Below are 10,161 nucleotides of genomic sequence, written 5' to 3'. Positions count from 1 at the left end.
AGGCGTACCGGTGCGCGAGCGTCTGCGTATCAGCCCGTCCTGCCCGCTGATCCTGTCCTTCCACGTAGCGCTGGACCAGGCTCGTGAAAAGGCCCGTGGCGAGCTGAAGATCGGTACTACCGGTCGCGGCATCGGCCCGGCGTACGAAGACAAGGTCGCTCGTCGTGGCCTGCGTGTTGGCGACCTGCTGAACATGCCGCGCTTCGAAGACAAGCTGCGTGAACTGGTGGATTACCACAACTTCATGCTGGTCGGTTACTACAAAGAGCCGGCGATCGAGTTTGAAAAGACTCTGGCCGAGTGCAAGGAATACGCTGAGCTGCTCAAGCCGTTGATGCTCGACGTGACTGCCGAGCTGCACGACCTGCGTCGCGCTATCGATGTGAACAGCATCTCGGGCATCTGCCTGACCAAGCTGGACGTACTCGACGGTCTGGAAACCATCAACATCTGCGTCGGCTACAAAGACGCGCAAGGCAACGCCGTTGCTCCGACCGACGCTGACAGCTACGTAGGCCTGCAGCCTGTGTACGAAGAAGTGCCGGGCTGGACTGAATCGACCGTGGGTGCCAAAACCCTGGAAGAGCTGCCGGCTAACGCTCGTGCCTATATCAAGCGCGTTGAAGAGTTGATCGGCGCCCCGATCGACATTATTTCGACGGGCCCGGATCGCAACGAAACCATCGTTCTGCGTCATCCGTTTGCTTGATAAGTCGTTGATGTAAAAAACAAAGGCCCCTTAATCGGGGCCTTTGTCGTTTATGCCTGTCGGACGGCATGACCTTTGCTGTGAAACTTCCTACAAGAGTGCCATCAAATTAATGGCGTCAGAAGTAGAGGTATTCACAGTGTCGGCCGTTCTCTCACTGTTACAAAGCCGTTTGTTGCGCCCGGTATTCGTTACCCTTGGTATCGCCCTTTTGGTGCAAGTGCTGGTGGCCGTCGCCCTGACACGGAGCACCGTTACGGCGCTGGAAGCCGATCTGGCCGTGCGCCTCGGTGCCGACAGCCAGAAACTCTCTGGTGAACTAGAGCAGGCCGGACGTGAGGTCACGTCGAGCCTGGACAATCTTTCCAGCAGCACCCGCCAGCGCTTGACCGCCGGTTTGTCCACGCGTCTGAAGGATGAGCAGGCACAGCTGCGTGCGACTCTGGAAAAAGACCTCAAGGATTCGGCCAATGACATGGCGCAACTGCTCGCCTCCGTTGCGCCGCGCGCGATGTGGGACAGCGACGTGCCGACCCTCTCCGAGTTCGCTCGTCGTGCTCAGCGCAATCCCAATGTGCTGTTTGTGGTGTACGACGATGCCACCGGCCAGCACCTGACCCGTTATCTCAACCGCGAAAACCCGATCAACAAAGCCTTGCTGGAAAAAGGCCAAGGCGAGCGTGCGCTGGATAAAGTGCTGGATGCGGCGAAAAACGACCCATCCGTTTACTACCTTGAGGCCTCGATCAATCCCAACGGCGTGGAAATCGGCAAGGTGCTGATGGGTGTTTCCACGGCGTCAGTGGAAACCGATTTGGCCGCACTGGATAAACGCTTCGCGGCGCTGATCGCCAGCAGTGATCAACTGGTCGGCGACAGCCTTCAAGGTGCCGCCGCCGATAGCGCGAAAGCCATGCAAGCGCGTCTGCAATCGGCGCAATCCACCGCTGCTGAAATGAAAGCCAACACCGCCAGCACCGTGCAAGAAGCAGCGGCGACGCTGCGCTGGAGAATCGGTCTGGTCCTGGCGCTGGTCGGCTGCGGCGTGCTGCTGTTGCTGGCCGTGGTGTTGGGCCATCGCGTGGTCAATCGCCTGAAGATGCTCAATGCCGCGATGGATGATCTGGCAGCGGGCGAGGGCGATCTGACCAAGCGTGTGCAGATCAACAGCAAAGACGAAATCGGCGACATGGCCTCGGCGGTCAATCGCTTTGTCGATAAGTTGCAGCCGATCGTGCGCGAGGCGGGCGATGTCGCCCAGCGTACCGGCGTGGAAATCGGCGCGATGACTCTGCGCAATGCTGGTGCCGATGCAGCGGCCGGGATGCAGCGTGATGAAGTGGCGGAGAGTCTGCGCGCACTGTCGCAAATGGCCGACGAGGCACAGTCTGAAAGCCATGCGATGCAGGCGGCGTTGAAGCAGGTGGTGGATATTCGTCAGGCCACTGATGAGAACACGCGCACATCGGCCAAGGTCGGCGGCTTGATTGAGGCGTTGGCGGGACAGGTCGACACCGGAGCGAAGGTCATTCAGCGACTGGCGCAGCAGAGTGAACAGATTGAAGTGGTGCTGACGGTGATCCACGGGATCGCCGAGCAGACCAATTTGCTGGCGCTGAACGCAGCGATTGAAGCGGCGCGCGCGGGTGAAACCGGGCGTGGGTTCGCGGTAGTGGCGGATGAGGTGCGTGCGCTGGCGAGCAAGACGCAAAGCTCTACCGGCGATATTCAGGCGCACATTGTTGCTTTGCAGCAGGGTGCGCGTGAGGCGGTCGAGGCGATTGGTCAGGCCGGGCGTCAGGCTAGCGAAGGCTTGCTGGTGTTGCGCGACAGTGCGCGGTTGCAGCAATCGGTGCAGGCCTCGGTTGAGCAGGTGCATGCGGCGATTGGTCTGGCGACGCAGGCAGCGGCGCATCAGGCGCAGGGTGCGCAGGCTGTGCGCGGGCGGGTCGAGACGATTCATGCCCAGGCCGAGAAAGCGGCGCAGGCGGTGGTGGAAACCACGGCGAGTGGCAAGGTGTTGGATGGTTTGGCTGCGCAGTTGAAGGCGAGTCTGGGGCAGTTCAGGGCCTAGGATCAAAAGATCGCAGCCTGCGGCAGCTCCTACATTAATCTCCTGTAGGAGCTGCCGCAGGCTGCGATCTTTTAGCGGCTCAGATACATCCGCGTCGTCAGCAGATACACCGGCAAGCCGGATACCAAAATCAACAACGCCGCATAAGGCGCCGCCGCCGCAAACTCGACATTCGCGGTATGCGCCCACACCTCGGTCGCTAGCGTGTTAAGCCCGGTCGGACTCAACAGCAACGTCGCCGTCAATTCCTTCATCGCATCGAGAAACACCAGCGCAAACGCCGCGCCCAATGCCGGGAAAATAATCGGCAACGTCACCCGGCAAAACGCCGTGAACGACGAAGCGCCCAGCGTCCGTGCAGCCTCTTCAAGCTGCGGCGCGGCTTTGTTCAGTGCAGTACGAATCGGTGCTTGAGCCAGCGGCAGAAACAGCAGCGCATAAGCAATCAGCAATAGCCCCGAAGTCTGATACAGCGCCGGCACGTAATGCAGGGCGAAATACACCAGCGTCAGCGCAATCACCAGGCCCGGCAGTGCATGCAAGAGGTACGGCAGACGCTCAGCCCAAATCGCCAATTGGCCTTTGTATCGCACCACCAGCAAACCAACCGGTACTGCCAGCACCAGGCACAACGCCGCGCCGCCCAGCGACAACGCCAGCGACGACAGCAATGCTTCGGTGATCGCCGCTACCGGAAAGGCTGCCGACGAACCGACCGCCAGCCAGTAGGCCAGCATGCCCAGCGGAATCCCGCTGCCGACAATCGCCAGCGCCAGACAATACAACTGACCCAGCGAAGCCCAGCGACCCAATCGAACTTGCTCAGCCTGACGCGCCGCGCCTTGCCCGGTGCGCACATGCCGGCCTTTGCCACGCACGCGCAGTTCCAGCCACAACAGCAACAGACACAGCACCAGCAGCACCGCAGAAAGCATCGCCGCGTTGGCGTTACTGAATTCCAGTTCGAACTGTTGATAGATCGCCGTGGTGAAGGTTTGCAGGCCGATGATCGACAGCGCGCCGAATTCCACCAGCATGTGCAAAGCAATCAACAGCGAACCGGCCAACAACGACGGCCAAAGCAGCGGCAGGGTGACGCGGAAAAACACCCCCCAGCGATTCTGCCCCAGCGTGCGGGCAGACTCTTCAAGCGACGGATCAAGATTGCGCAGGGTTGCCGCTACCGGCAGAAAGATCAGCGGGTATTTCGACAGGCTCATCACCAGAATCGCCCCGCCGAGCCCTTCGAACTGCGCACTCAAGGAGACCCACGTGAAGCTGCTGACAAACGCCGGCACCGCGAACGGCAGGCACAGAATCACGCCCCACAAGCGCCGCCCCGGCAGATTGCTGCGTTCCAGCAGCCAGGCCAGCGACAGACCGATCACGCCGCAGGTGAGGGTTACGCCAACCATCAATGCCAGCGTATTTCGCAGCAGGCCGAACACATACGGGCGCCACAACAAGTGCAGCGCCTCGGCCCAGCCGGCCTGCCAGGCTTTCAGTCCGACGTAGGCCAGCGGCAGCAAGCTCAGTACTACCAGCAGCAACACCGGCATTACCAGCCAGATCGACGGCCGCTTGCGCTTTGGTACGTAACCCCCGCGCGCGGCGGGGGCGGATAACGATGCGGCCATCAGTTCAAGCCAACTTCACGTTCCAGTTCCAGCGCTTCTTCGGCATTGCCCAGATCGGCCGGCGTTACGTTCGGCGCTTCCAGCTCGCTGAACGGCTTGAGCCCGCGATCCGATTCCATGCCTTTGTGCAGCGGGTATTCGGCGGTGGTCTGAGTGATCACGCGCTGACCTTCTTCGCTGGCCATGTAGGCAAGAAATTGCTGGGCTTCTTTTGGATGTTTGCTGGATTTCAGCACGGCAGCACTGGATACGGTGATCAAGCCGCCGACGTCGCCGCCGGTGAAGTAATGCAGTTTCGAGTCGAGTTGGCCTTTCTCGCGTTGCAGGGCGAACCAGTAGTAGTTGTTCACCAGCACGGTGGCGACTTCGCCGTTTTCCACTGCTTTCAGCGCGACCATGTTGTTGCTGTAGGTTTTGCCGAAAGCGCGCAGGCCAGTCAGCCATTCTTCGGCGGCGTCACGACCGTGCATCTTGATGATCGCTACGGCTTGTTCCTGGAACGCGCCGCTGGTTGGTACGAAGCCGACTTTGCCTTGCCACTGCGGATCAGAGAATTCCATCACCGATTTCGGCAGGTCTTTTTCATCGACCAGTTTCGGGTTGTAGGCAACCACGCGAACGCGCGCTGTGACGCCGATCCAGGTGCCGTTGCCGGCTACATATTTTTCCGGAAGCACAGCCAAAGTGGCGTCATCGGTTTTCGCCAGCAGGCCGAGTTCGCCGAGATTGTTAAGCGGCGGCGATTCTTCGGTGTAGATCACATCGGCGGGGGAGCGGTCGCCTTCTTCGATGACCTGGCTGGCGAGCTGGTTGCTGCTGCCTTTACGGACATTGACGTGAATGCCGGTCTTGGCTTCGAAGGCTTTGGCGATCGCATCGCCGACTTCCTTGTGCTGGCCGTTATAGAGAGTCAGGGAAACCGCATCGGCAGCCTGGGTGAGGGGAGTGGCGAGCGCCAGGCCGAGAAGGGTGAAGGTCAGGCCTCGGCGCAGGGTATTTCGAAACGTCATTCGCAGGGTTCCTCACTGTCGCATTGCAAAAACTTGCAACAATGATAAACGATATTGTTTCTCAAGTGCGCCTTGCGAGAGGCCGCCAGCTCTGATACGACGTCTGCGTTGAACCGTAGGAGCTGCCGAAGGCTGCGATCTTTTGATCTTGCTCTTTGGAAAAACAAGATCAAAAGATCGCAGCCTTCGGCAGCTCCTACATGGAGATATCAGGGTTTCGGGAGGGCAGAAACGCAAAAACCCGCTTTCGCGGGTTTTTGTGAAATCCAAGGCCGTAACCTTGAATTTGAATTGGTGCCCAGAAGAAGACTCGAACTTCCACGACCTTGCGGTCACCAGCACCTGAAGCTGGCGTGTCTACCAATTTCACCATCTGGGCAATCATCGCTAGCGTTGCCGCTGTTGATGTGGCGCACTATACGGAGCGCTTTTTGATCTGTAAACCCCTGATTTAATTTTAATAAATCGGTTTTAACAAAAGCGTTCCTTAGAATGCAAAAAACCCGCTTTCGCGGGTTTTTGTGTGAGTCTTGAAACTGATCTAGTCTCAAACTCTAAATTGGTGCCCAGAAGAAGACTCGAACTTCCACGACCTTGCGGTCACCAGCACCTGAAGCTGGCGTGTCTACCAATTTCACCATCTGGGCAGTATCGGCAACGCTGTGCGTCGTCGATGGCGCGCACTATACGGAGCGTCTTTTTAACTGTAAACCCCTCTCAGCAAAAAACATGATTTTTTTTACCGGCGGTGGTCAAAACGGCTTTCAAGCAACGCTACAGCCCCGGATACGCGCCTTATAGAAGCGGAAATTTCCCGTTTCATGGCGCCTATGCCAAACTAACCCGCATATAGACAAGGTGAAAACTCTCTAATGGCCGATTGGCAGTCCCTCGATCCCGAGGCCGCTCGTGAAGCGGAAAAATATGAAAACCCTATTCCTAGCCGCGAACTGATCCTGGCGCACCTCGCCGATCGGGGTTCGCCTGCTGCCCGCGAGCAACTGGTGGAAGAGTTTGGTCTGACCACAGAAGACCAGATCGAAGCCCTGCGCCGCCGCCTGCGCGCCATGGAGCGCGACGCTCAACTGATCTACACCCGTCGCGGCACGTACGCGCCGGTCGACAAGCTCGACCTGATCCTCGGTCGCATCAGCGGTCACCGTGACGGTTTCGGCTTCCTGGTGCCGGACGACGGCAGCGACGACCTGTTCATGAGCCCGGCGCAAATGCGTCTGGTGTTCGACGGTGACCGTGCGCTGGCCCGTGTTTCCGGTCTTGACCGTCGCGGTCGCCGCGAAGGCGTGATCGTCGAAGTGGTTTCGCGTGCTCACGAAACCATCGTCGGTCGCTACTTCGAAGAAGGCGGCATCGGTTTCGTCGTTGCCGACAATCCGAAGATCCAGCAAGAAGTGCTGGTCACGCCGGGCCGTAACGCCAACGCGCAGATCGGTCAGTTCGTTGAGGTGAAAATCACCCACTGGCCAACGCCGCGCTTTCAGCCGCAAGGCGATGTGGTCGAAGTGGTCGGCAACTACATGGCGCCGGGCATGGAAATCGATGTTGCCCTGCGCACTTACGACATTCCGCACGTCTGGCCCGAAGCCGTACTGAAAGAAGCCGCCAAGCTCAAGCCGGAAGTCGAAGAGAAAGACAAAGAGAAGCGCGTTGACCTGCGCCATCTGCCGTTCGTCACCATCGACGGCGAAGATGCCCGCGACTTCGACGATGCGGTTTATTGCGAAGCCAAACCGGGCAAGCTGCGCCTGTTCTCCGGCGGCTGGAAGTTGTACGTGGCGATTGCCGACGTTTCCAGCTACGTGAAAATCGGTTCGGCGCTGGACAACGAAGCGCAAGTGCGCGGCAACTCGGTGTATTTCCCCGAGCGCGTGGTGCCGATGCTGCCTGAGCAGTTGTCCAACGGCCTGTGCTCGCTGAACCCGCACGTCGATCGTCTGGCCATGGTTTGCGAGATGACCATTTCCAAGTCCGGCGAAATGACCGACTACTGCTTCTATGAGGCGGTGATCCACTCCCACGCTCGTCTGACGTACAACAAAGTCAGCGCGATGCTGGAAACGCCGAAAATCACCGAGGCGCGTCAGCTTCGCGGTGAGTACAACGACGTTCTGCCGCACCTCAAGCAGCTTTATGCGCTGTACAAGGTTCTGTTGGCTGCTCGTCACGTACGTGGCGCGATCGATTTCGAAACGCAGGAAACCCGGATCATCTTCGGTACCGAGCGCAAGATTGCCGAGATCCGTCCGACCACCCGTAACGATGCGCACAAGCTGATCGAAGAATGCATGCTGGCGGCCAACGTGGCCACCGCCGAATTCCTCAAGAAGCACGAAATTCCTGCGCTGTACCGCGTCCACGACGGCCCGCCACCGGAGCGTCTGGAAAAACTGCGTGCCTTCCTTGGCGAGCTCGGTCTGTCCCTGCATAAGGGCAAGGACGGCCCGTCGCCGAAGGACTACCAGGCATTGCTGGCGAGCATCAAGGATCGTCCGGATTTCCACCTGATCCAGACCGTGATGCTGCGTTCGCTGAGCCAAGCGGTGTACAGCGCTGACAATCAGGGCCACTTCGGCCTGAATTACGAAGCCTATACCCACTTCACCTCGCCGATCCGTCGTTACCCGGATTTGCTCACGCACCGCGCAATCCGCAGCGTGATCCATTCGAAACAGGACACCCCGCACGTTCGCCGTGCCGGTGCGATGACCATTCCGAAAGCGCGTATCTATCCGTACGACGAAGCGGCGCTGGAGCAACTCGGCGAGCAGTGCTCGATGAGCGAGCGCCGTGCCGACGAAGCGACCCGCGACGTGGTGAACTGGCTCAAGTGCGAGTTCATGAAGGATCGCGTGGGCGAGTCGTTCCCTGGCGTGATCACGGCGGTGACCGGTTTTGGTCTGTTCGTTGAACTGACTGATATCTACGTCGAAGGCCTGGTGCACGTCACCGCGCTGCCGGGCGATTACTACCACTTCGATCCTGTGCATCACCGCTTGGCGGGCGAGCGCACCGGTCGTAGCTTCCGCCTTGGCGATACCGTTGAAGTGCGCGTGATGCGCGTTGATCTCGACGAGCGCAAGATCGACTTCGAGATGGCTGAAAAAACCATCAGCGCGCCGATCGGTCGCAAAAAACGTGGTGCTGAAACTGCTGCGCCAGCCGCGAAGGAAAAAGCCGAAGCGGCTCCTGCAAAAACCGCAGGTCGCCGTCCAGCGAAAGAGAAAGCTCCCGAAGCCTATCGTCCAAGCGACGCTGTGGCGAAAAACGCCGAGCTGCGTAAAAGCCGTGAAATGAAGAAGGCACTGCTTTCCGACGCCAAAAACGGTGGTAAAGCGGCGCCTGGGGGAAAGACCGGGCGGTCGGCGCCTGAAAAGGCCTCCGGCGGCAAGCCAGCAAAACCGAGCAAACATCGTAAAGGCCCGCCAAAAGCGGGTTCTGCTCCAGCCAAAAGTGGCGGGGCACGTAAACCGAAGGCGAAGTCATGAGTCAGTTGGAAAAAATCTACGGCGTTCACGCGGTAGAAGCGTTGCTGCGTCACCACCCGAAGCGCGTCAAGCAGATCTGGCTGGCTGAAAGCCGCAACGATCCGCGCGTGCAGACGCTGGTTGAGCTGGCCAACGAAAATCGTGTCCAGGTCGGTCAGGCCGAGCGCCGCGAAATGGACGCCTGGGTTGAAGGCGTTCACCAAGGCGTGGTCGCGGAAGTCAGCCCGAGCCAGGTCTGGGGCGAAGCGATGCTCGACGAGTTGCTCGATCGCACTGACGGCGCACCGTTGCTGCTGGTGCTCGACGGCGTGACCGATCCGCACAACCTCGGCGCCTGCCTGCGTTCGGCCGATGCGGCGGGTGCGCTGGCGGTGATCGTGCCGAAAGACAAGTCGGCAACCCTGACGCCGGTCGTGCGTAAAGTGGCCTGCGGCGCGGCGGAAGTGATTCCGTTGGTGGCGGTGACTAACCTTGCGCGCACCTTGGAAAAGCTTCAGCAGCGCGGTCTGTGGGTTGTCGGCACAGCAGGGGAAGCTGAAGTCAGCATTTACGACCAGGATCTGACGGGCCCGACCATTCTGATCATGGGCGCCGAAGGCAAAGGCATGCGTCGCCTGACCCGCGAACACTGCGACTATCTGGTGAAACTGCCGATGGCCGGTAGCGTCAGCAGCCTCAACGTCTCGGTCGCGACGGGCGTCTGCCTGTTCGAAGCCCAGCGTCAGCGCGGCGTAAAAGCCAAGCCTGCTGCCAAGAAATAAGCCCCCTGTAGGAGCTGCCGCAGGCTGCGATCTTTTGATCTTGTATCTAAAAAAATCAAAAGATCGCAGCCTTCGGCAGCTCCTACAGGTGTTTATTGGTGATTGTTCAAATAATCACCAATTGCCTTGCACCTCTTCTGTCCCTTCTCTACAATTGCGCCCCTTGCTGTGACGGCAGGCACGCATGTGCCCCGCGCCGGCAAGTCCATAAGTGTCATTCACTCCTTGTCTGACCGTTTTTGAGCGGCAGGCTACAACCCGTAAGGAGCATTCATGCGTCATTACGAAATCATCTTTTTGGTCCACCCGGATCAAAGCGAGCAAGTCGGCGGCATGGTTGAGCGTTACACCAAGCTGATCGAAGAAGACGGCGGCAAATCCACCGTCTGGAAGATTGGGGCCGTCGTCAACTGGCCTACGCAATCAACAATGTTCACAAGGCTCACTACGTGATGCTGAACGTTGAG

General features: G+C 59.2%; 6 protein-coding genes, 2 tRNA genes and 1 pseudogene. 5 read left to right on the top strand and 4 right to left on the bottom strand.

What is annotated here, in order from left to right; genetic code table 11:
- Both ACIOMO_RS27495 and ACIOMO_RS27490 read left to right on the top strand, forming a co-directional pair.
- On the top strand, positions 1-709 hold a 709-nt coding region (locus ACIOMO_RS27495), incomplete at its 5' end, for an adenylosuccinate synthetase (RefSeq protein WP_401244623.1).
- Between the two features lie 139 nt (positions 710-848).
- Positions 849-2,783: a methyl-accepting chemotaxis protein gene (locus tag ACIOMO_RS27490; RefSeq protein ID WP_401244621.1), complete on the top strand. Its 1,935-nt coding sequence runs from the start codon at positions 849-851 to the stop codon at positions 2,781-2,783.
- 71 nt (positions 2,784-2,854) lie between these two features.
- Here the strand turns inward: ACIOMO_RS27490 and ACIOMO_RS27485 are convergent, their stop codons facing one another.
- From ACIOMO_RS27485 to ACIOMO_RS27470, 4 genes are all read right to left on the bottom strand, one after another.
- Positions 2,855-4,420, bottom strand: a complete 1,566-nt coding sequence (locus ACIOMO_RS27485) for an ABC transporter permease (RefSeq protein WP_401244619.1) — start codon at positions 4,418-4,420, stop codon at positions 2,855-2,857.
- Positions 4,420-5,430: an extracellular solute-binding protein gene (locus tag ACIOMO_RS27480; protein WP_401244617.1), complete on the bottom strand. Its 1,011-nt coding sequence runs from the start codon at positions 5,428-5,430 to the stop codon at positions 4,420-4,422. Before ACIOMO_RS27480 ends, ACIOMO_RS27485 begins: the two co-directional genes overlap by 1 nt.
- 292 nt (positions 5,431-5,722) lie before the next feature.
- A tRNA-Leu gene (locus tag ACIOMO_RS27475) sits at positions 5,723-5,809 on the bottom strand.
- Between the two features lie 181 nt (positions 5,810-5,990).
- A tRNA-Leu gene (locus ACIOMO_RS27470) sits at positions 5,991-6,077 on the bottom strand.
- Positions 6,078-6,302: 225 nt separating this feature from the next.
- On the opposite strand from ACIOMO_RS27470, the gene rnr reads away from it, so the two are divergent.
- The 3 genes and pseudogenes from rnr to rpsF all read left to right on the top strand — a co-directional run.
- Positions 6,303-8,933 carry a ribonuclease R gene (rnr, locus tag ACIOMO_RS27465; protein WP_401244615.1) on the top strand — a complete coding sequence of 877 codons (2,631 nt, stop codon included), beginning with the start codon at positions 6,303-6,305 and terminating at the stop codon, positions 8,931-8,933.
- On the top strand, positions 8,930-9,694 hold the full coding sequence (gene rlmB / locus ACIOMO_RS27460; RefSeq protein ID WP_008078316.1) for a 23S rRNA (guanosine(2251)-2'-O)-methyltransferase RlmB: 765 nt from the start codon (positions 8,930-8,932) through the stop codon (positions 9,692-9,694). Before rnr ends, rlmB begins: the two co-directional genes overlap by 4 nt.
- Positions 9,695-9,967: 273 nt before the next feature.
- A pseudogene (rpsF, locus tag ACIOMO_RS27455) lies at positions 9,968-10,161 on the top strand (30S ribosomal protein S6); the annotation flags it as partial.

Source organism: Pseudomonas sp. NPDC087804, from assembly GCF_044742965.1.
Lineage (GTDB): Bacteria > Pseudomonadota > Gammaproteobacteria > Pseudomonadales > Pseudomonadaceae > Aquipseudomonas > Aquipseudomonas rustica.
This window is presented reverse-complemented; position numbering and strand designations above follow the sequence as displayed.